General features: G+C 61.1%; 20 protein-coding genes. 6 read left to right on the top strand and 14 right to left on the bottom strand.

Annotated elements, in window-relative coordinates; genetic code table 11:
- Positions 1-186: 186 nt before the first annotated feature.
- A complete protein-coding gene (gene gabP, locus Q7F16_RS02290) occupies positions 187-1,584 on the bottom strand; it encodes a GABA permease (RefSeq protein ID WP_046062326.1) in 1,398 nt (465 codons plus the stop codon).
- Between the two features lie 501 nt (positions 1,585-2,085).
- On the opposite strand from gabP, the gene Q7F16_RS02285 reads away from it, so the two are divergent.
- Entirely contained in the window at positions 2,086-2,697 is a 612-nt protein-coding gene (locus Q7F16_RS02285) for a TetR/AcrR family transcriptional regulator (protein ID WP_046062325.1), read from the top strand.
- Between the two features lie 51 nt (positions 2,698-2,748).
- Here the strand turns inward: Q7F16_RS02285 and Q7F16_RS02280 are convergent, their stop codons facing one another.
- The 3 genes from Q7F16_RS02280 to Q7F16_RS02270 form a co-directional block, all read right to left on the bottom strand.
- Positions 2,749-3,852: a polyamine ABC transporter substrate-binding protein gene (locus Q7F16_RS02280; RefSeq protein ID WP_046062324.1), complete on the bottom strand. Its 1,104-nt coding sequence runs from the start codon at positions 3,850-3,852 to the stop codon at positions 2,749-2,751.
- Between the two features lie 39 nt (positions 3,853-3,891).
- Entirely contained in the window at positions 3,892-5,229 is a 1,338-nt protein-coding gene (locus Q7F16_RS02275; RefSeq protein ID WP_409555535.1) for an alginate export family protein, read from the bottom strand.
- A 116-nt stretch (positions 5,230-5,345) separates the two neighbouring features.
- Positions 5,346-6,608, bottom strand: a complete 1,263-nt coding sequence (locus Q7F16_RS02270; RefSeq protein ID WP_409555534.1) for a serine hydrolase domain-containing protein — start codon at positions 6,606-6,608, stop codon at positions 5,346-5,348.
- A gap of 306 nt (positions 6,609-6,914) precedes the next feature.
- Between Q7F16_RS02270 and Q7F16_RS02265 the strand changes: the two genes are divergently transcribed.
- Entirely contained in the window at positions 6,915-8,018 is a 1,104-nt protein-coding gene (locus tag Q7F16_RS02265) for a sigma-54 interaction domain-containing protein (RefSeq protein ID WP_046062321.1), read from the top strand.
- A 165-nt stretch (positions 8,019-8,183) separates the two neighbouring features.
- On the opposite strand, the gene Q7F16_RS02260 is transcribed toward Q7F16_RS02265, so the two are convergent.
- The 8 genes from Q7F16_RS02260 to msuE form a co-directional block, all read right to left on the bottom strand.
- Positions 8,184-8,978, bottom strand: a complete 795-nt coding sequence (locus Q7F16_RS02260) for an ABC transporter ATP-binding protein (protein WP_409555533.1) — start codon at positions 8,976-8,978, stop codon at positions 8,184-8,186.
- Between the two features lie 56 nt (positions 8,979-9,034).
- Positions 9,035-10,360, bottom strand: a complete 1,326-nt coding sequence (locus tag Q7F16_RS02255) for an ABC transporter substrate-binding protein (RefSeq protein WP_014338467.1) — start codon at positions 10,358-10,360, stop codon at positions 9,035-9,037.
- Between the two features lie 72 nt (positions 10,361-10,432).
- Positions 10,433-11,500: a branched-chain amino acid ABC transporter permease gene (locus Q7F16_RS02250; protein ID WP_409555613.1), complete on the bottom strand. Its 1,068-nt coding sequence runs from the start codon at positions 11,498-11,500 to the stop codon at positions 10,433-10,435.
- Positions 11,501-11,511: 11 nt separating this feature from the next.
- Entirely contained in the window at positions 11,512-12,393 is an 882-nt protein-coding gene (locus Q7F16_RS02245) for a branched-chain amino acid ABC transporter permease (RefSeq protein WP_046062317.1), read from the bottom strand.
- A 67-nt stretch (positions 12,394-12,460) separates the two neighbouring features.
- Entirely contained in the window at positions 12,461-13,243 is a 783-nt protein-coding gene (locus Q7F16_RS02240; protein ID WP_409555532.1) for an ABC transporter ATP-binding protein, read from the bottom strand.
- Positions 13,244-13,256: 13 nt separating this feature from the next.
- Complete coding sequence (locus Q7F16_RS02235; RefSeq protein WP_409555531.1) at positions 13,257-14,417, bottom strand: AMP-binding protein; 1,161 nt, start codon at positions 14,415-14,417, stop codon at positions 13,257-13,259.
- 14 nt (positions 14,418-14,431) lie between these two features.
- Positions 14,432-15,529, bottom strand: a complete 1,098-nt coding sequence (sfnG, locus tag Q7F16_RS02230) for a dimethylsulfone monooxygenase SfnG (protein ID WP_046062314.1) — start codon at positions 15,527-15,529, stop codon at positions 14,432-14,434.
- Positions 15,530-15,568: 39 nt separating this feature from the next.
- Complete coding sequence (gene msuE, locus Q7F16_RS02225; protein ID WP_409555530.1) at positions 15,569-16,132, bottom strand: FMN reductase; 564 nt, start codon at positions 16,130-16,132, stop codon at positions 15,569-15,571.
- 377 nt (positions 16,133-16,509) lie between these two features.
- Between msuE and Q7F16_RS02220 the strand changes: the two genes are divergently transcribed.
- The 4 genes from Q7F16_RS02220 (at position 16,510) to Q7F16_RS02205 (ending at position 20,497) form a co-directional block, all read left to right on the top strand.
- On the top strand, positions 16,510-17,754 hold the full coding sequence (locus Q7F16_RS02220) for an acyl-CoA dehydrogenase family protein (protein ID WP_409555529.1): 1,245 nt from the start codon (positions 16,510-16,512) through the stop codon (positions 17,752-17,754).
- A 713-nt stretch (positions 17,755-18,467) separates the two neighbouring features.
- Positions 18,468-19,238, top strand: a complete 771-nt coding sequence (locus tag Q7F16_RS02215; RefSeq protein WP_409555528.1) for a class I SAM-dependent methyltransferase — start codon at positions 18,468-18,470, stop codon at positions 19,236-19,238.
- 90 nt (positions 19,239-19,328) lie between these two features.
- Entirely contained in the window at positions 19,329-20,054 is a 726-nt protein-coding gene (locus Q7F16_RS02210; RefSeq protein ID WP_046062310.1) for a CPBP family intramembrane glutamic endopeptidase, read from the top strand.
- A 65-nt stretch (positions 20,055-20,119) separates the two neighbouring features.
- Positions 20,120-20,497, top strand: a complete 378-nt coding sequence (locus Q7F16_RS02205; protein WP_046062309.1) for a hypothetical protein — start codon at positions 20,120-20,122, stop codon at positions 20,495-20,497.
- Positions 20,498-20,634: 137 nt separating this feature from the next.
- Here Q7F16_RS02205 and Q7F16_RS02200 read toward each other — a convergent pair whose 3' ends face one another.
- Both Q7F16_RS02200 and Q7F16_RS02195 read right to left on the bottom strand, forming a co-directional pair.
- Entirely contained in the window at positions 20,635-21,330 is a 696-nt protein-coding gene (locus Q7F16_RS02200) for a tRNA (adenine(22)-N(1))-methyltransferase (RefSeq protein ID WP_409555527.1), read from the bottom strand.
- Between the two features lie 15 nt (positions 21,331-21,345).
- Positions 21,346-22,272, bottom strand: a complete 927-nt coding sequence (locus Q7F16_RS02195; RefSeq protein ID WP_079303891.1) for a Gfo/Idh/MocA family protein — start codon at positions 22,270-22,272, stop codon at positions 21,346-21,348.
- Positions 22,273-22,283: the final 11 nt, after the last annotated feature.

Here is a 22,283-nt window from a genome sequence, read left to right as displayed (position 1 = left end):
GCTTAGTAAAATGTTACTGACACCTGGCACAGTAAAAAATAATTTACAGCCGACAAGGCCTAAGTTTTTTTGTACACGCCCGTCGGATTCAGGCTTGTTCAATCTCGAGTAGACAGCAAAGGCCGGCCCTGTTGGCGCAACCTGGATTGCCTGCCGACAGGCCAAAGAAGATGGAGGCAGGCTGGCTCACCCCAGGGAAGCCACCTGCTCAGGACGCGGCTGTCGGGATGTCATCAAACCAATAAAGGAAATGATCAGCGCCAGCCCCAGGGTGGTACTGACCTCGCTGCGGTGCTCGGGCGTGATCATCATGACCGCCAGCGCCGCCGAAATGAACACGATGACCAACCAGGTCAGCCAGGGGAACAGCCACATGCGAAAAGTCAGCTCGACATTCTGGCGAAGCAACATACGGCGCATGCGCAGTTGCGAGATGGCGATCACCAGGTACACCAGCAAGGCGATGGCGCCGGAGCTGGCGAGCAGGAACTGGAACAGGCCGGCGGGCATGAAGTAACTGAACAAGGTGACGCCCGCGCCCAACACGGTACTGGCAATCACCGCAGACCTTGGAACACCGGCCGAAGACGTTACCTTCAGCGCCTTTGGCGCATCGCCACGACGCCCCAGCGAGTACAACATCCGCGAGGCGATATAGATCGAGGAGTTCATGCAACTGGCCACCGCGATCAGCACCACCATATCCACCAGGAATTTGGCGTGGGGAATGTTCATCAGCTCCAGGGCCCGCTGGTAGGAACCGACTGAAGCCAAGAGCGGATCGTTCCACGGCACCACGGAAATGACCACGAAGATCGACAGCAGGTAGAACACACCGATACGCCAGATCACCGAACGGGTGGCCTTGGCAATGTTCTGCGCGGGGTTATCGGATTCAGCCGCCGCGATGGTCACCGCCTCCGTACCGATGAAGCTGAACATGATGGTGATAAACGCGCCCACCACCGCCGACAGGCCGTTGGGTGCGAACCCGCCGTGCTCCTCCATCAACCGACTCAGGCCGCTGGCTTCACGCTCGGGAATCCAGCCCATCAGCACCGCGAAACCCAGGGAGATGAAGCCGATGATCGCCACGACCTTGGCCATGGCGAACCAGAACTCGAACTCGCCGTATTTGGACACGCTGAACAGATTCGTCACGGCCAGCAGCACGATCGACACCGAGGCGAACAGCCAGGCATCGACGGCGGGAAACCATTGGTTCAACACATGGCCGGCGGCCAACGCTTCGATGGGAATCACCAGCACCCAGAACCACCAGTAGAGCCAACCGATGGTGAAGCCTGCCCAGCGTCCGATGGACTGGTCGGCATAGGTGGAGAATGAGCCGGTGTCCGGATTGGCAACCGCCATCTCACCCAGCATGCGCATGACCAAAACCACCAACAGCCCGGAGAACAGATAGGCCAGCATGACGGCCGGGCCGGCGGCGGCAATGGCATGTCCCGATCCCACGAACAGACCCGCACCGATGATCCCGGCAATGGACAGCATGGTGACGTGACGAGGCTTGAAGCCCTGTGCCAAATGGCCGTTCGAATCCTTGAAGCTGGGGCTGGTCATTTTTTTATTCTCTTGTGATCGAACATTGAGACGCGCGCAGGGGCAGTCGGTGCTTCTGGTATTCCCGCCCCTCCTGGAAGCGGTACCTCTTGGTCGGGTTGATCCACCCTGGGCGAACGTGCGCACTTGCGATGAAAAGTCGCGCCACGTTACCTGCCTTCCCTCCCGAGTTAGTTACCTGAACGCGCCATCCCTGTGCCTGATTTCGCCAAGTAGGGCATGGCATTTGGCCGCTTGCCAGGTGTCTGGATCGCGGTATTGAGCCACCTCCTTGAGGGGGGGCATGAAATAAACCCTTTAAAAACTTTACTGGGTTAAGTATTTTGCATGCCTATGCCCGGTCTGTTGTTAACCAGGAACCCTGTGGGAGCGAGCTTGCTGGCGATGGCGGTATTTCAGTCGACTTCAATGCGGCTGATCCAACGCTATCGCGAGCAAGCTCGCTCCCACAGGGCTGGTGTACCAAGGCCTTTAATCGCTGCTTTCCAACAAGGACCTCCCGTGAGCGGACTGCGTGAACGTCAAAAAGCCGAACGCCGCCAAGCCATCAGCAAGGCGGCGGTCGAACTGTTCGAGCGCCAGGGTTTCCAGAACACCACCATCGAGCAGATCGCCAGCCAGGCCGGCGTATCGGCGCCTACCGTCTTCAAGTATTTCGGCAACAAGCAGGAGATCATCCTGGAGATCCTGCACGACGCCGACCAGCGCGCACTCACGGACACCCGCAACCAGATCCCTGAAATCGAAGACCCGGTCGAAGCGCTGTGTTATCTGGAGCGGCTGTTGACAGGCTACGCACTGGAGGTCATGCATCCGAGCCTGTGGCGCGAGTTGCTGCCGCTGATCCTGTTTGGTGGCAACAACGGGCTGCCCGAGGGGTATCGCGCCATGAACGATGCGCTCAGGGCCGAAATCAGTGGGTTGATCAGGGAATTGCAACAAGCTGGCAAGCTGCGCGCCGACCTCGATGTCGACCTCGCCGCCTTCCTGTTGAACGACTATTCGCACTTGCAGCTGTTCAGGTTGGTCAACCAGGAGCAACCGGACATCGAGGCACACTCCACCCAGGTCCGGCGTATCACCGAATTGCTCTTCCTGGGCATGCGCGCCTGAGTGAACACCCCACCGATACGGACCCGGCGCCGCAACACCGGGTCACACTGATCAGCGATGGGTCTTGATGCTGGTCCAGGTGCGGGTGCGGATCCGCTCCACCGCCGCCGGCACCGGCTCCAAGGCGAACAGGGTCTTGCGCGCCTCGTCCGGTATATACATGGCGGGGTTGTTGCGAATTTCAGCATTGACCAGCGCCGTAGCTTCCTTGTTCGGGTTGGGGTAACCGATCTTGTTGCTGATCCGAGCAATGACGTCGGGACGCAAGATGTAGTTGATGAACGCGTAGGCCTCTTGGGCATGAGGGGCGTTGGTGGGCACCATCATGACGTCCGACCACATCGGCGCGCCCTCCTTGGGCAGCGCCATTTCCACCTTGACCCCCTTCCCTGCGTCTTCGGCCAGTCGTTTGGCCAGGGCCACCCCACCGGACCAACCCACCCCTACGCAGATCTCGCCGTTGGCCAGGTCCATGCCATAACGCGACGAATTGAAGTAGGTGATGTAGGGGCGAACCTTGAGCATGGCCGCCTGCGCCTTTGCGTAGTCTTCACGTTTCTGGCTGTTGGGGTCCAGCCCTTCGTAGTGCAAGGCGATGGGCACGATCTCGTTGGCGGCGTCGAGCAGGCCGACGCCGCAACTGGCCAGCTTGGCCATGTTCTCTTCCTTGAAAAGGATGTCCCAGGTGTTCATTTGCACATCGGCACCCAGCACCTGCCGCACCTTGTCGACGTTGTAGCCGATCAGGGTCGTGCCCCACAGGTACGGCGCCGCATAGCGGTTACCCGGATCGCCCACCGTCTCCAGGGACTTCATGAACTCGGGGTCCAGATGCTGCCAGTTCGGTAATTGGCTGCGGTCCAGGGGTTGGACGGCACCGGCGGCAATCAGGTGACTGACGTTGGAACTGCTCGGGTAGACCACGTCATACCCGGAGTTGCCGGTCAGCAGCTTGGACTCCAAAGTCTCGACGCTGTCGAACACGTCATAGATGGGGCGGATGCCGGTTTCCTCCTGGAAACTCTTGAGGATTTCAGGCGGCAGGTACTCGATCCAGTTATAGATCCGCACCGTCCGCTCTTCGGCCAGGCTCGCGCCACTGACCAGCATCGAAACGACAGCGCCCAGCAAGGTGTTACGCAAAAACAGGTTCATGATCAAACACTCCAGCGCGGCCGCGAAGGCTCGCGGCACTTAATAGCGGTAGGTGAAGTAGAGTTCCAGCGCGCTGAATTTCCGGTCGTCGCCGAAGATTTGTTTGGCCGCTGCCATGGGCTTGACCCAGTTATAGGACAGCGAGGTGGACAACGACTTCGACGGCGCCCAATCCAGGAAGACTACACTCTCGTCGGCAAACCGTTTGTCGCTGACAGCGGTGCCCATATAGTTTTTTTCGTCGAGCCAGAACTGGTAGTGGATCGCACCGAGCGTAAGGGTTTCGTTGAGGTGGGTCTTGAGTGAGAACTGCTGGACGTTTTCGTTGCTGTTGAACAGCAGGTAGTTGCCGACGACATCGCCGATCAGCCAGGTGCCCCAGTCGACGAAACCCTTGCTCAGCGGGTCCCAGGCTTTCTGTCGGTTGTCCGTGAGGTTGTCGTCGCCGGAAAAGCTCGCGTAGCGGTAGCCGATCACCGGGGTCAACGGCAGCGTGCCAAAGGTGTAATCCGCCTGGCCGTACCAGGCCTTGGCATCGTAATCCACGCCTTCGCCACTGCCTCGCTCCAGGGCGTATTCGGCATTGAGGGTCAGGTCCGGGATGCCCGGGAGCTTAGCGTTCAAGGCCCTGACGTTGTACACCAGCATGCCATCGCGGCGGCGCGGCAATGTGCTGCCCTTGGGGCCCAGGGCCTTGACCTTCAACGCGGTGGCGCCCAGCGTCACCTGGTCGTCGAGGTTGTAGTCCAGGTTCACGCCGCTCATGCGAAAGTCACCCAGGTCGCTGTCGGTTGCCAGGCTGAAACCCTGGACCTTCAACGCGCCATGGTCCCAGGCGACCACCGCCGAATCCTTGAAGGCAGTGCGTGGGGCGAGCCAGTAGGCACCGTCATTCAATTGGTCGAGGTTGCCATCCATCACGATGAAACCGTTGCCGATCATGTAGTTCTGGCGACCGCCCGTGACCGTCCACTCCCCGGCCCGGAAACCGCCATAGAACTCTTCGGTCGACACCTTGCCGTCGGAACTGCGGGTGAAGCCACCGGCATCGCCATCACCGAAGGTGGTCGCCCCCACCAGGGAGCCGCCGGCCAGCAGGCTGAAATCCGGCTGCACGGCGTATTCCAACTTGATGCCCGGCTTGACGTAGAACTCCTGCCAGTCGATTTTCGTGCCGCCATTCTTGCCGCTGCGCATGTCCACCACGCCGCCGCCAAAGTTGACGTTGCGGGTGGACAGGACTGCACCACCGGCCGTTAAGTTGACCTCGCCCTTGAGGTTGCCCTCCTCGAAGGTGTAGCCCGCCCAGGCAACCTGGGCGGTCAAGGGTAACCCGAGCACGAGGAACGTTCGGGACAAACGCATCATGGAAACCATATGGAGCTCCTGTGTGATTATTGTTGTTACAGGGCAGTGAATGGCGGCGCAAACCCGCGCCAACACCTGGCGGGGCCAGGTGAGCGGAACGAAATTCTTGTGTTTATCGGATGAAGTCAGGGCGTCAGTTGCGCCGCGATGGCACGCAACATGCACACGCTATCGCCGTCGAATGGGCTGACGGCTTCGCCCAGGGACGACTGCTTGACGATCACCACGCCGGACGGTTTGTCGATGAACAGGTATTGACCGTGGATGCCACCGGCCATGAGCGCCTGGCTGTGGTCGTTGAACACATACCATTGGCTGCGGTAGGACGCCCCTGGAGTCCAGCTCGAAAAGTCAGGGGATGCAGCGTAGATCGCCGGGTCGGCTCCGGCAGCGATACCGGCCAGCGCCTCGGCCGAGAGCAGTTGTGCCCCACCCTGGCGGCCATCGTTGGCCAGCAGGCGACCGAAGCGCGCCATGTCACGCAGGGTCGCACTGAAGCCGGCACCGGCGACGCTGCGCCCCCAGGGATCCGCCAGGAAGTAGCCGTCACGCTCACAACCCAACTGGCTCCAGACCTCCTGCAGCAACTGATGACAGGCCTTGCCTGACGCCCGCTCCATGACCCAGGCCAACGCCTCGGTGGTGGCCGTCACGTAATGGAAAAAGCCGCCGTGACTGCCGCGCTTCCTCAGTGAGGGCAAGTACTGGTACAGGGATTCGAAGGTCGCGTACTGCGCGGGCGCCGGCTGGAAACCGCAGGCGTAACCATATTGGGAACTCTCTGAATCCGGATCCTCATAGACCTCGCTGTAATCGACGGCCACCGCCATGTCGAACAACTGGCGCACGGTCGCATCGGCAAACGCGCTGCCCGCCAGTTCCGGTACGTAATGCGTGGCCGTCAACGTAGGGTCCAGCAAGCCTTCGCAGACCAGTTGCTCGCCCAGGGCACCGATCAGCGACTTGGTCACCGAAAACATGATGTGTCGGTCCTGGGGACGCTGGCCGTTGAAGTAGCGCTCAAACAGTACGGTGTCGCCCTGCAGGACCAGGAAAGCATCGGTCTGGCTGGCGACCAGGTGATCGATCACGCTGATGCTCAAGCCACACTCGCTGTCGAAATGCAGCTCATCCAGCGGTTGGAGCGCCTGCTTGAACGCGCTGACCGGCCCGCTGCCGGCCTGCACGTCGATGGAAGGACGCAAGCGCGCCAGGTTGCGGAAACCCCATTGGTTGAACGGCGGGCTCATCCAGTTGTGCCAGGTGACGCGGCGGTGGGGTTCGGCGGGAAAGCCTTGCATGAGTGAAGGTGCCAGGCGTGCGTCAAATGGCGATTCGTGAGTCTCGACGTAAAGACTGGCCAGTGAAGGCACGGTGTTCTGATTCATCGGGTTGCCCCTGCAAAATGACTCTGCGTGAAAGCAGATGCAGGGAAATAATTACCCGATGTTATTTTTTAGTCAATAAAACTTTTTATCGTCACTTCAATTAATTTCGTTAACGGCGACATGACCAATAGATCTGTGCTGAATTCTGGGACGAAAGCCCTAAGCAAATAACTAAAGGTTATTTGTTGTCTATTTTTTAGATCATTTAGATTAAGTCTCAAGCCCAATGGCTTCGCGGTACTGCCTCAAGAACGTTGGCATTTACCCCTCCTCAGTCACGGCAAATCTCATTAACGGGCCACCGTCATGCAGCTTCTAACGCTTCCCCCCTCTCCCGGCCTGGCCACCTCGATTCGTGCCACGGCCCAGGTCTTCGAAGACCCCACCTCCCGCGCTTTGCTGGCTCACCTGCAGCAAGTCGCGCCCAGTGACGCCAGCGTGCTGATCATCGGCCAGACCGGGACCGGCAAGGAACTGGTGGCGCGCCACGTACACAACCTAAGCGCCCGTCGCCACAAACCATTTGTTGCGGTCAACTGCGGGGCGTTTTCCGAAACCCTGGTGGAGGCCGAGTTGTTCGGCCATGAAAAAGGCGCGTTCACCGGCGCACTGACGGCCAAGGCCGGTTGGTTTGAGGAAGCGGACGGCGGGACGTTGTTCCTGGATGAAATCGGTGATTTGCCGTTGCCGATCCAGGTCAAGTTGCTCCGGGTGCTACAGGAGCGCGAGGTGGTCCGGCTGGGTTCGCGCAAGAGCATCAAGATCAATGTGCGCGTGTTGGCGGCCACCAACGTGCAGTTGGAAAAAGCCATTAATGCCGGGCACTTTCGCGAAGACCTCTATTACCGCCTGAATGTGGTGAGCCTGGTGCTCAAGCCGCTGCGCGAACGCCCCGGTGACATCCTGCCACTGATCCGCCACTTCATTGCCGAATACAGCCGCAGGCTCGGGCACGGAGAGGTGACGCTGGATGCCCAGGCGCAGCGCAAATTGCTCGACTATTCCTGGCCGGGAAACATCCGCGAGCTGGAAAATGTCATCCACCACACCCTGTTGATTTGCCGTAACAACGTGATCGGCGTGCAGGACCTGCACCTGTCTAACTTGCGTATCGAACGCCAGGACAACCCGCCGCAGGCGCCCCCTCAAAGCGCAGAGGCGCTCTTGCACAAAGCCTTCGAGAAACTGCTCGAGCAAGAGCATGGCGACTTGTATGAAAAGGTCGAGGCCGAGTTGTTGCGCACCGCCTACCGCTACGCCAATTGCAATCAGGTCCACACCGCCAGCCTCCTGGGCCTGAGCCGCAATGTCACCCGCACGTTGCTGATCAGGATTGGCGAACTGGTGGTCAATCGACGTCGCCCGGCGCTGGACACGCGCGATGGTCGGGTGATCAACCTGTCGACCTGAGCCCACACCTCTGTGGCGAGGGAGCTTGCTCCCGCTGGGGTGCGCAGCGCCCCCATGAAGCGGTTGACATCCACCTGACACGCCTCGGTGACTGGCTTTAGGGCTGCTGCGCAGCCCAGCGGGAGCAAGCTCCCTCGCCACAAAAGCGGTTCCACGGCGGCCCATTCAGGGGGAGCGCTGCGCTTCAATTCCGGCACATTGCTCGCCTCTCGTTCGCGCTCCCAGGTAGAAATCCTGGAGATCACCACGGGCCGCCAGTTGTTCGGCACTGCCTTCACTGACCACGCGGCCGCTTTCCAACACGTAACCATAGTGGGCGTAGCGCAGGGCGACGTTGATGTTCTGTTCGGCAATCAGGAAACTGACGCCATCGCGCTGATTGAGTTGGCGCACGATCTCGAAGATTTCCTCGACGATCTGCGGCGCCAGGCCCATCGACGGCTCGTCGAGCAAGACCAGTTGCGGCTTGGCCATCAGAGCACGGCCTATCGCGATCATCTGTTGCTCGCCGCCCGAGGTGTAGCCAGCCAGGCTTCTGCGCCGCTGTTTCAGGCGCGGAAAATGGTCATAGACCGACTCCAGGTCAGCCAATAACTGGCGCCGCGGCACCTGGCGCGCCAAGGCGCCGGCCAAGAGGTTCTCCTCCACGGTCAACTGGGCAAAACAATGCCGCCCTTCGAGTACTTGCACCAGGCCGTTCGCCGCCAAGGTGTGCGGGGCGCTGTGGGTCACCTCCCGTCCCTGATAGACGATCCGCCCCCGCACCACTTCGCCCCGTTCGGCGCGCACCAGGTTGGAGGCTGCTTTCAACGTGGTGCTTTTACCCGCGCCGTTGGCGCCCAGCAGCACCACGACCTGCCCTTTTGCCACCTCCAGCGACACGCTGCGCACGGCCAGGATGGTCTGTTCGTAGAGGACTTCAATATCGTCGATCTGCAGAATCGGCACGTTCGTCGTCATGCTGTTTCACCTTTTCCGGTAACGGCCGGACGCGTGTGCCCGACCGCCGCGATGCCTCAGGATTCCTTGCTGCAATCGCGCGGGGTAATGCCTTTTTCCCGGGCGTACTGATGCGAAGACGCTTCGATGATCGGTCGCAGCAAAGCGCGGTCAGCCTGTACCCAGTCACTGATCAGCTTCCACTGCGCACCGTCCCATTGCTGGAAGCGCACCGCACCACCGCCTTCATGGTCCGAGCACGACAACTGCAACGGCTGCACCAGGCCCAACGCCCCCAGTTCCTTGAGCCGAGCGTCGTCGAGCTTGAGGTTCTCGAAGCCCCAACGCACTTGCTCACCCGTCAGGGGTTGCTTGCCGAATTTCTGCTGGGCAATGCGCAGCGCTTCTACGTTGAGAATGCCGTTGACCACGCCGAGGTTGTAATACACCGTGCCGAAACGCTTCGGATCGGCCAGGTCGCCATGGCCGGCGTCGACCACTTGTTTCTTGATGCCCTGCAACACCGGGAAATCGGTGCCCGAAGGGTGCGTGGTGATGGCGATGAAACCCTTGGCCGCGGCACCGGCCGGCGCGGCGTCATCCTCGGAATTGCTCCAGATGTTGCCGATGATGTGGTCGGCCGGGAAACCGACTTTCTGCGCGGTTTTCAGCGCCACCGGGTTCATCACACCCCAACCGCGCAGGATCACCCAATCAGGTTTTTCCCGACGGATATTCAGCCATTGCGATTGTTGCTCGTTGCCCGGGTGCGGCACCTCCAGCAAGGTCAGCGCAAAGCCGTACTTGTCGGCCAGGGTTTGCAGCACTTCGTTGGTTTCCTTGCCGTAGGGCGAGCCGTGATACAGGGTGACGATCTTCAGGCCCTTGAGTTTGTCCAGCCCCCCGGCCCTTTGGCCGATGTAGTTGATGATCGCCGACACTTCGGAATACGGGTTCAACTGCAACGGGAAGACGTAGGGAAACACGCTGCCGTCGGTGGAGTCCGTACGACCGTGGTTGATGGTGATCAGCGGCAGTTTGTCGGCCGTCGAGCGCTCCAGGGTGGCGTAGGCAATACCCACCGACAATGGGTTGGTGGCCGCCGCCGGCGCGCCGTTCAAGCCTTTCTTCAGGCGCTCGTAGCACTCGACGCCTTTTTCGACCACGTATTCGGTTTCGCACTCGCTCCAGGTCAGCTTGACGCCATTCACGCCGCCATTGGCGTTGACGTACTTGAGGTAGTCGATGAATCCGCCGAAAAAACCGGTGCCGCCGGCCGCATAAGGGCCGACGCGATAGCTTTGCAGCGGGAAGTATTGTTCGTTGTCCGCCTGGACGGTGAAGGCCGTGGCGGTGAGGCTCAGGGCCAGTGCCAGGCTGCTGGCGAATGATCGTTTGAACATCGGATTTTCCTTGTTATGAAGCCATAGGTAAGCCAACAAAATGGAACTGCAAACCCGCGCTGTGCGCATCGCTCAGTAGCGCAATGGCCACAGCCGTGCGCGCTGGCGAAATCTCTGCCAGAGGCGCGCAAGGCCCTCTGGCTCCTTGATCAGGAACAAAATGATCAGGGCGCCGAATATCATCTTCTGCAGGTTCTCCACCTGGCCGGCGTCAATCAGCCCGCCGGGCAGCAGCGACACCAGGTTCGAGAGCAACACCGGAAACAGCACGATGAAGGCGGCGCCGAGGAAGTTGCCCAGCAGGCTGCCGAGGCCGCCGATAATGATGATGAACAGAATCTGGAACGACCGATTGAGGTCGAACCCGTGGGGCTCCACCGTGCCCAGGTAAGCGAAGGCCCAGAGCGCGCCAGCCACCCCGAGGAAAAAACCGCTGATGGCGAACGCCAGCAGCTTGGTTTTTGCCAACGCAATGCCGATGACCGCGGCGGCGGTGTCCATGTCGCGCACCGCCATCCAGTTGCGCCCCAACTCGCTGCGCACCAGGTTCTTGCCCAGCCAGAACAGCGCCACCACCACCGTCAGGGTCAGCAGATAGCGGCCGGCCGGCGCGTCGAGGTTTACCCCGAATACCTCCAGGCGCGGCGCGCTGATCACCCCCGAGGCGCTGTTATTGGAAAACCAACTGAACCGGGTCAGCGCCCAGGTCACGAAGAACTGCGCCGCCAGGGTCGAGACCAGCAGATAGAAGCCCTTGATGCGTAAACTCGGCAGGCCGAACAGCACCGCCACCAGGGCCGCCGTCAACCCGCCCAGGACGATACTGACCAACAGCGGCAAACCGGCGACCCGTACTTCGAGGTTGTAAGTGGCAAAGGCGCCCACCGCCATGAACGCCGCTGAACCGAGGGACAGTTGCCCGGCATAACCAGTGAGCAAATTGAGCCCCAACCCGGCCAGGGACAGCACCAGGAATGGAATCAGGATCGCGCTGAACCAATAGTCATTGCCCAGCCAGGGCACCACGACGAAGGCAAACAGCAGCAACGCGACGAGTCCGTGACGGTCCTGGCGCAGCGCGAAGACCCGACGGTCCTGGGCATAGCGGGTGTTGAACTGGCCTGCTTCTCGATAAAACATCATGCGTTCCCCTAAACCCGTTCGATGGCCCGTTCGCCAAACAACCCCGCCGGACGCACCAGCAGAAACAGCAGCGCCAGCACGTAGGGAAACCAGTTCTCGATGCCGCTGCCGATGAAGGGCCCGAGGTAAACCTCCGCCAGCTTCTCCGAGGCGCCGATGATCAAGCCACCGACAATCGCGCCGCTGATGGAGGTGAAGCCGCCGATGATCAGCACCGGCAAGGCCTTGAGTACCACCAGCGAGAGCGAGAACTGCACACCGAGGCGAGCGCCCCAGAGCAGCCCGGCGACCAGCCCGACAAACCCCGCCACCGCCCACACCACCACCCACACTCGTTGCAAGCGGATACCCACGGCCAACGCCGCCAGTGGGTCATCGGCCACCGCCCGCAACGACAATCCGAGCCGGGTCTTGTTGAACAACCAGGACAGCAGCAACACCAGGACCGCCGCCGTCAGCGCGGAAAAAATGTCGAACTGCGACAACAACATCCCGCCCAACTCAAGCGGTTCGTCGCTGATGCCCAGTTCCAGGCCATGCACCTGGGCGCCCCACAGCGCCTGGGCGAAGCCTTCGATGACGTAGGACAGCCCGAGGGTGGCCATGAACAGCGTGATCGGCGAACGGTTGACCAGAGGGCGCAGCACCACACGCTCCACGGCCACGGCGATCAGCAGCATCGCCGCCAGGCTGATGAGGAACGCCAGCCAGAACGGCACGCCGCGTTCCAGCAGGCTGACGAAGGTCAGCGCCGAGAACAGCACCATCGCGCCCTGGGCGAAATTGAATACCCCGGAGGCCTTGTAGATCAGCACAAAACCGATGGCCACCAAGGCGTACATCACCCCCGCCAACAACCCGCCAATCAATACTTCAAAGAAAAATTCCATCGCTGTTCCTGTTCTGCGGGCGCAACTTGCCTGCCCTCCCTGGTGGGAAGGCGTCGAATATCCAGTGTCAGTGGCGAGTGCCCAGGTAGGCCGAAATGACCTCGGGGTTCAGCCGTACTTCCTCGGGCGATCCGTCGCCGATCTTGCGACCGTAATCGAGCACCACCACATGGTCGCTGATGTCCATGACCACGCCGATATCGTGCTCGATCAACACCACGGTGGTGCCCAGTTCACGATTGATGTCGACGATGAAGCGGCTCATCTGCTGCTTCTCGGCGGCGTTCATCCCGGCCATGGGTTCGTCCAGCAGCAACAGCCGAGGCTCCGCCGCCAGCGCCCGGGCCAGCTCCACCCGTTTCTGCAAGCCGTAGGGCAACGTGCCCACCAGGGTGTCGCGCCAGGGCTGCAAATGCAGGAACGCGATAACGCGCTCGGCCGCTTCGCGCTGGCGGTCATCCTCGGCCCGAGCGCGACCGATGCGCAGCGCCTGCTCGATCCAAGTGCTGCGCCGTTTGAGGTTACGTCCGGAGAGCACGTTGTCGAGCACGCTCATGCCCTTGAACAGCGCGATGTTCTGGAATGTCCGGGCGATGCCGCGTACGGCCACGTCGTGGGGGCGCATCCGGCGCCGCTCCTGTCGATCAAAACGGATGTGCCCGTCCTGGGCCTGGTACACGCCGCTGATGACATTCAGCAGCGAACTCTTGCCGGCACCGTTGGGGCCGATCAAGGCGCAGATCTCACCGGTGGCGACACGAAAGCTGATGTCCGTGACCGCTTTGACGCCTTTGAATGACAGCGAAATATGCTCCAGCTCCAGCAAATGCTCGGTGGCCGTCTCGGTCATGGTGCGTCTCCTCTCAGGCCAATTGCGACTGGAGCCCGCTCCAGCCATCGGTGGTTTGCTGCACAAGATGCGTCGGCGCTTCCCAGTGGGCCGCATCGCCCCACTGGCGAACCCTGATACCCAATGCCTGGAAAAACGCCTGGGTTTCGGGCGGCAACGCATCGCCCACCAGCAACGGCGCGCGGGTCCTGGAAAACCCCAGCACGTCGCGCAAAGGCCGACGCACCAGCCAGTCACCCAGATGCCGTTGCAGGACGTCGGGATGGGCAGCCAACGCCCAGTCCACCAGCCCACGCGACCAACTGCCCGGCGCCGGCAAACGCTCCAGCGCATAACGGTACAAACGCTCATAGGTTTCCCGCGTCCCGGCCACCAAAGTCGGGCCAAGCTCGCGACGATCGCGATCACGGGTCGCCAGGTTCTCCGGAAAGTTCAGGCGAAAACCGGCTATCAACCAGGGCGCCAGCAGATAGCGGGTTTGTCCGCCCGAGGCGAACGCCCGCGCGGCCAATGCCTCTTCCTGCCGTCCCAGGCCTTCGCGCGTCACCAACCGCTGGCCCTCCTGCAGCAGCTCGGCGTGGCTGACGCGTTGCTCTTCAATCGACTGCCCAGCCCTGCGATAAAAGACAAAGGCCGTTTGCAGCACTCGCCCCTGCGGTGCCCGTTCATTGGTTGGCTGCTCGGCAACCAGCGCGGCGTAATCAAGCGCTTGAACGAATGGCGTCGAATCGGCCAGGCCACGCTTGTCGAGATAAACCAGCACAGGTGCAGCCACCTGCGCCGCACGCAGACGCAGCATCTCCTCCAGGCCTTCGACCAGGACGAAATCCGGCTGCAGCGTGCCGAGCAGTTGCACCTGTTCGGCCGCCACCTCCAGCGGGTCGAACAGACTCGCCACGCCACCCAGCCACTGCACGGCCAAGGCCGCAAGCAGCGCCTGCGGCCGAGGTCGGCTGATGATCGTCAGGGTCGCGCCCGCTGAAAAACCGCGGATTTGCAGGGCACTCGCCAAACGGCGCACCTCGTCGACCACTTGCGCCCAGCTCCGCTCCTGCCAGACACCCAGGTACTTATGGCGCAGCGCGACATCCGCGCCATGCCGATGCGCCTGTTGCTGCAACCACTGGGGCAAGCTGGCCGGTGCCGCGTCGAGAGTGTCGGTGAACGTGCCCATGCTGCCTCCCGCGCCTAAGCGACTGCCGCCGTTTTGGCTGGCACTTTGCGTTGCTCCAGCTCACGCACCAGCGGCAGGACCTTACGGCCGAAATACTCGACTTCTTCCTGGAAGTGCAGAAAGCCGGCGAGCACCAGATCCACACCCACGGCCTTGAGCGCGACGATGCGTTCGGCGATCTGCTGCGGTGTGCCGATCAGGTTGGTCTTGAAGCCATCGTTGTACTGCACCAGGTCCTCGAAGCTGGACTTGGCCCAGTTGCCCTCGCCTTCCGGGCTGGACTTGCCGGCCTGCTTCGCCGCATCGCCAAAGGCATTGACGGCCTCGGGATCGGCCTGGTCGATGATCTGGGCAAGGACCGCCCGCGCCTCCTCTTCGGTGTCGCGAGCAATGACGAAGGCGTTTACACCGACCTTGACCTTGTGATTGTTGGCCGCGGCTTTTGCCCGGAGGTCATCGATCTGCGCCTTGACGCCTTCCACGGTATTGCCGTTGGTGAAGTACCAGTCCGATACCCGTGCGGCCATGTCCCGCGCCGCACGCGAGCTGCCGCCCTGGAAGATCTCCGGGTGCTGCTGCAGTGGTTTTGGCTTGAGGGTGTAATCGTGGAAGCGATAGAAGTCACCGCGCAAGGTGAAGTTGTCGGTGGTCCAGATGCCCTTGAGGGCGGTGATGAACTCTTCGGAACGGCGATAGCGCTCATCGTGTTCCAACCATGGTTCGCCAATGGCGGTGAACTCGCCCTTGAACCAGCCTGACACGATGTTGACCGCCACCCGGCCGCCGGTCAGGTGATCGATGGTTGCGATCTGCTTGGCCAACACCGACGGCGTCCACGGCCCCGGCAACACTGCTGCGATGACTTTCAGGCGCGTGGTGGCGGCCAGCAAGGCATGACTGAACGCCACGGACTCATGCTGGTATTCGGCGCCGTAACCGGCGGTAAAGCGCACTTGGGACAGGGCGTAGTCGAAGCCGGCCGCTTCAGCGATCTGGGCCAGCTTGCGGTTGTAGTCGATGCCCCAGTCGGTGCGTTGCTCGATTTTGCTGACCACCAGCCCACCACTGACGTTGGGCACCCAGTAGGCAAATTTGATCGTGTCCTGGCTCATTGCATGTACTCCACGGCTCGTTTTGAAAGGAAAAATGGATCAGGCGGCACTGGCGTCGCGTCGAACGCTCGGGACCAGGCTCAGCAACGCCGACTCGACGGCGCGCTCGATACGTTCCAGCACCTGTGCGCTGGAGATCTGGTATTGGGTGAAATCGGTTTCGCTGGCATAGACCCCCACCGGCAGGCTCAGGGCCTGGAAGAAGCCGAACAGGGGCCGCAGTTGGTGATCGATGATCAAGGCATGGCGATCCGAGCCGCCCGTCGCGGCCAGCAGCACCGGTACATTCTTGAGGGCTTCGTGATGGACGAAATCGAACAGGTGCTTGAACAGGCCGGTGTACGAGGCCCGATACACCGGGCTGGCGGCGATCAGCAGATCAGCCGACTCAATGGCCTGCAGATCCTCCTGCACGGCAGCCGGCAACGCCTCGCGACGCAAGACCCCGGCGAACTGTGGGCCGACCTTGGCCAGTTCGATCAGACGCAACTCGATCGGCAGTTGCTGTCCGAGCCTGTCGACCAATGCCTGGAGCAGGACCAGCGTGCGCGACGGGTGCTGCACGCTGCCTGACACCGCCACCACTTTGAATTGCTTGCTCATCGCCTACCCCATGCCTGGAGACGCCACCTCAGCGTCTGCACAAGGTGTAGAGCAGTAACCGTGCCAGTTGGATATCTCATTAATAATCAAAGCATTACGAAGTTATCCGAATCATTTCACTGTCGCTCGACGGACAAGCTGTTGATCCACTGTTGCGTGGCGAACATCCGCTGCGTCGATATCCGTGGCAGCAACTGTTGCCGGGCACACAGTTGCGCAGCAGATTGTCCTCGGCAAGGACAGCCCCTGCGCTGATGAACGCTGTACAAGCCCCGTATTTACGGGCGTCTGGGCTCGGGCACGGACTGTGCAATAGCCGCTGGCACCGGCAGGTTTCTCCCCCTGCCCACCTATTCGTCATAAGAAGGAACCTCACCATGACCGCACAGCAACAACACCTGCCACCGATCCTGTCCACCGGCACCGACTATGAGCCCTTGGCCGAACGCTTTCGGCCGATCTTTGCACGCATCCAGGCCGGCGCCCTGGAGCGTGAGCAGACGCGCAGCTTGCCTTTTGAACAGGTGAAATGGCTGAAGGAAGCAGGCTTTGGAGCCATTCGCGTACCGGTCGAATATGGCGGCGCCGGGGCTTCGTTGCCGCAGCTGTTGCAACTGCTGATCGAACTGGCCGAAGCCGATTCCAACCTGCCCCAGGCGCTGCGCGGGCACTTTGCATTTGTCGAGGACCGTCTCAACGCCCACGCCAGCAGCCCACAAGACATCTGGTTCAAGCGCTTCGTCGAGGGTGAACTGGTGGGCAATGCCTGGACGGAAGTCGGCGCCGTGAAAATCGGCGACGTCGTTACTCGGGTTTCCCGGCAAGGCGATCAATGGGTGGTCAACGGCACCAAGTACTACAGCACCGGCAGTATCTTCGCCGACTGGATCGACGTGTATGCCCAGCGCGACGACAACGGCACCGACGTGATCGCCGCCGTGCGCGTGCACCAGCCGGGCGTCAAGCAAAGCGATGACTGGGACGGTTTTGGCCAACGCACTACCGGCAGCGGGACATCGCTGTTCGAGAATGCGTTGGTCGAGGCAGAAAATCTCATCGACTTCTCTACCCGCTTCAAATACCAGACCGCGTTTTATCAATTGGTGTTGCTGGCCGTGCTCACCGGCGCCGGCCGCGCTGCGGTCCACGACATCACCGAGCAAGTACGAAAACGCACCCGGGTCTTCAGCACCGGCAATGCCAGCGAAGTGAGCCAGGATGTGCAGGTGCAACAAGTGGTCGGCAGGGCCTCGGCCCAGGTCTATGCCGCCCAAGCGACTGCCCTGCGAGCCGCGAGCGCCTCCCAACGCGCCTACGAAAGCCGCTTCAGTCAGAACGACGCGACCGAACACGCCGCCAACATCGCCGCCGAACTGGAATCGGCCCAGGCCCAGGTGGTCATCTCCGACCTGGTGCTACGCGCCACCAGCGAGCTGTTCAATGCCCTTGGTGCCTCGGCCACCAGCACCAGCAAGGCCCTCGACCGCCACTGGCGCAACGCCCGCACCGCCGCTTCGCACAATCCGCTGATCTACAAGGAGCGCATTATTGGTGATTGGGAAATCAATGGTACGGAGCCGCCGTATGTCTGGCAGATTGGTGGGGGGTCCAAGCAGCTTTGAGTAGATGGGTTGGTGTGTATATCCGTTGCTGCGGTAACGGCTGCTTATGGTTCCGCCCTTACATTGCTCCGTGGGCCCCCCGCGAGGCGGCCTGACAGCCGACCTGACTCTTGGTAAAACCGCGTTTCTCCTGTGGGAGCGGGCTTGCTCGCGAAAGCGGTGGTTCAGCTTGCGTTGATGTTGGCTGTGCCGACGTCTTCGCGAGCAAGCTCGCTCCCACAGGTTTTTGTGTCGTGTGCAGAGGCTGTGAACACCCACAGTGCTCGCTTCAAAACAGGCCGGCTTTAAGGCCGCCTCGCTTTTGATTTTGATCTGGGGCGCCCCATTAACCACGATGGCCGAACGCAGGTATTGTGGAGTGGGCATCCCGGCATGGATGCCGGGATAGCCGCGCTGGGCCATGGATGGCCCTTCGCGGCGGCCCACGGAGCAATGCCGGAGTGAGGGCATGCCGAGCCTAAGCGAGGCACCAAGTGGTGGGGCAAGAGCGTTTTGCTTACTTTTGCGCTGTTCAAAAGTGAGCCGCCGTCAGGGCGGAACCCTAAGTCGCCGTTACCGCAGAAACGGATATACACACCAACCAATCCAAAAAACGATGAACGATCTGCCCCAACGCAAACACATGAGACCAAGCACAAAAAGGATCAACTAGCTGACGACCAAAACACACCGCATAATCCATCTACCCCCATCCACCCGAAGGGTCGCTGAAGATGACAGTTATCCATAAGGCCGCTCAGATAGGATACTCAGCAGAAGCCAGCACCTATACCCAAGGGCGCCCAGACTACCCAAGCGAAATACAGGCATGGCTCAGCAGTGCACTGGAAATCAGCCCAGGATCGACAGTCATTGAGTTAGGAGCCGGTACCGGTAAATTTACTCGCCTGCTGGGCTCAATGGCGATCAATGCCATCGCCATCGAACCGGTCGAGGCGATGCGAATCGAATTTGCCAAGCATCTGCCGAACACCAGGATTCTGGAGGGAACGGCCGAATCCATTCCCCTCGAGACAGGGACAGCGCAGGCGCTCGTATGCGCCCAAGCCTTCCACTGGTTCGCGAATGAAACCGCGCTCCAAGAGATTCACCGAGTACTCAAACCGGGCGGCCGGCTCGGCCTGATCTGGAACGTGCGTGATGAGTCAGTGGACTGGGTGGCCGACATCACTAAGATCATCACCCCCTTCGAAGGCGATACCCCACGCTTTCATACAGGAAACTGGCGACGCCCCTTCAACGGACTTTACTTCTCGGAGCCCGAACTGACCTGTTTTAGTTACACCCACGCAGGCAGCCCCGAGACGGTCATCCTGGATCGCTTTCTGTCAGTGAGCTTCATCGCAGCGCTGCCTGACGCAGAGAAAAAACAGGTAGCGGATCAACTACGGGCCTTGATTCAGACCCATCCGGCGCTGCGCGGGCGCCAACACATTGAGTTCCCTTATCAGACACACGCTTATTCATGTCGCCGCCTGGATTGAATCACGACGCCATCACCCCAGCAGGAACTCGTACCTGATGCCCTCAAAACACTGGCATCATGCCTTTTTCCTTGCACTCATGGAGTGACTGTGACGAATCTTTGTGCCGCCCCTGAGTTTGCTCCCGCCGCCACTTTACCGCCCTACCGCTTCTTTCCCCGGCTCGGGATGTTTGTACTTGCGACCCTGATAGTCTTCCTGGCAGCAGTGCCCGAAGTCCTTTTCATACCCGCAGACATGCAGGCCTACCTGACGTTCACGACCACCTCGGGTATCACCGCGCTCGTTCTCCTCGCTCTCTTCGTCCTGCAGTACCGCGCCGATGCGCGTACTCAATGGCGTGGTCATTACATAGGCAAACCCCTGCGGTGGGGCGCGCTTGGCATCGTTGGCTCCTACCTGTTTTTCGGGGTTGCCATCCTCGTGCTGGGGTTGCCGCGAGAAGTGTTCATGGCCGAGCTTCTGGACGGGCTCAACCATTGGCAGGCCACGATCAAGATCGCCTCGCTGATCGTGCTGCCACCCATCGCTGAAGAGTTATTTTTCCGCCATTACATGCTGCGACTGTTTCCCTACGAGAACAGCCGTGCCTGGACATGGATCGCGATCATCGTTACGTCAGCCATCTTCGCCGGCATGCACATCCAATACGGGAACTGGATAACCGTCGCGCTGATCTTCGCCTGTGGAGGCGTATTCGCCATTGCGAGAGTGGTCAGCGGTGGCCTGCTGGTGCCGGTGCTCCTGCACGCGCTGGCCGAAATGGTTGCACTGACCACTGACAAGTCCTTCTCGCTGATGGGGCTTTACGGTTGAGTCAGGCAAAGGCGCAATGCCACGCTATGATTTCGCAAACGTCAGCACCTCAAACAAGGGCAACCATGAACGCTCACGCAGCGTGCCTCGGACTGTTTGCCCTGACACTCCCACTCCCCTGGGAGTCCCTTCAGGCCTCGACGTGGCAGATCTGCCATCTGGAGCTGCGCATCGTCGAAGTACTGAAACAACCCTACCCGCAGCTACAGGCGCAGATCGTGAAGGCCAGGCCGAAGTCCGCCTCGGTGGAGTGCCCCGCGCAAGGCTCATCGCTCACCTTTACCCCGGAAACCCCGGACTACCAAGCCACGCTGCCCCGCCGACAATGGCCCGGCAAAGGGCAGTCGGTACGGGTGGACTACCGCTACCTGGATGGCGTCTGTAAAGGCGACGGCAACTCCTATGCGTGTCGTATCAAGCACTACCCGGTGGTGGGTCGATAATCAGGCACCTGGGGAACGTGGCATTTAGCTGATGGCCTCATCGCGAGCAGGCTCGCTCCCACAAAAGGATCTTGCGCAACCCCCTGTGGGAGCGAGCTTGCTCGCGATGACGTCGGCACAGCCAACCTCAACACAACTCAAGCCAACAGCTCAGTGATCCACCGGACCTGCCGAGCAACCTCTTGCAGCTTCTCTTCCGGCACGGCTTGCCGCGCCTTGGCGAAGCTGGTGAGGGTCTTTTGCTTCTGGCGCAGCAGGCGCTGCCACTTGGCCAGGAAGATCGGGGTGCGGGCTTGCAGCTGCAGCGGGCCGAAGTACAGCTCCTCGGCGGTGTACGTCACCGGCCCAGCGCGCTCGGCGACGATGATCTCGTAGTAGAAACGGTTTTCCTGCAGCAGTTCCTCGCAGAGGATGCGGTAGTCGTGTTCCATCAGCCATTGGCGCAGCGGTTGCTCACCGCCATTGGGTTGCATGATCAGGCGCTCCTGACCGCTCAACCGCGCTTTGCCGCTGTCCAGGATGTCGCGGATCGTCTCGCCGCCCATCCCACAGAGGCTGATCGCCGTGATCCCGTCTTCCGGCTCGATCGCCGCCAGGCCATTGGCCAGGCGCACGCTGATCTGCTGTTCCAGGCCATTCTCGCCAACGGTGCGTTCGGCGGCGCTAAACGGCGTCAGCGCCACCTCGCCAGCCACCGCCATCGCAATAGCGCCACGACGCAACAAGGCCACCGGCAGGTAAGCGTGGTCCGAGCCGATATCGGCCAGGCGCGCGCCCGCTGGCATATGCGCCGCCACGCGCTCCAGGCGCATGGACAAGGTCTGTTCGTTCAACTGCAATTCCCTGGATTAATCGTAGAACGGCTCGACCGCGGTCCGGCTGCCGACAAAAAAGCTGTCCGCAACCAACCGCAGCGGCTGCAGGTCCATGTCGCTGGTTTTGTCGGCAATCAATTGCTGAAAATGTCGATACACCGCTGCGTACTCGCCTTCCTCGGAAACAGCCTGGCCCACGCCGTCGATACTCAATAGCGCACCGCCGTTGTCCAGGCGCAGGACGCCTTCGGCGCAGCGAATCTCGATGCTCCAGAGTTCGTCATGACCATGGTCGAAGTCGAACTCCGCACGAATATCGAGGTGGCGCGCGTCGGCCATCTTGATGCTGGCGGCAATCGGCGACTGGCAGTTGTCCGGCACGCGCAACTCGGCGGACTCCACGAACAGTGGCAACGCCAGCAGATGGGTCACAATCGACAAGGCATTGATACCCGGATCGAAGACGCCCAGGCCACCGGGTTGCCAGATCCACGCCTGGCCCGGGTGCCACTTGCGCACGTCTTCCTTCCAGTCGATCTGCACGCTCTGCAAGGTGCGACTCGCCAGCCAGTCACGCGCGGCTTCGATGCCCGGCGCGTAACGCGAATGCCAGGCGAACAGGCCGCTGACGCCTTGCTCGCGGACCTGCTCCACCAGCGCCATGGCTTCTCCCAGCGTGGCGCACGGCGGTTTTTCCACCAGCACGTGTTTACCTGCCGCCAGCGCCTGTTGCACCAGGGCGAATCGACCTTGTGGCGGTGTGCAAAACGCAATGGCATCGACCTGCGGACCGTTTTCGAGCAACTCGCCCAGGGACCGGAAGTTCTCCACCCCGGCGCAAGGCTGCCCTTGCGTGGCGACAGCCACCAGTTGGAACGCAGGGTTGGCGTGGATGGCTGGAACGTGTTGATCCTGGGCAATCTTGCCGTAGCCCACCAGCCCGAGACGAATCGGTTGCATCGATGACTCCT

It is taken from the genome of Pseudomonas sp. Lb2C2 (assembly GCF_052112205.1).
In the GTDB taxonomy this organism is placed as follows: domain Bacteria; phylum Pseudomonadota; class Gammaproteobacteria; order Pseudomonadales; family Pseudomonadaceae; genus Aquipseudomonas; species Aquipseudomonas kilonensis.
This window is presented reverse-complemented; position numbering and strand designations above follow the sequence as displayed.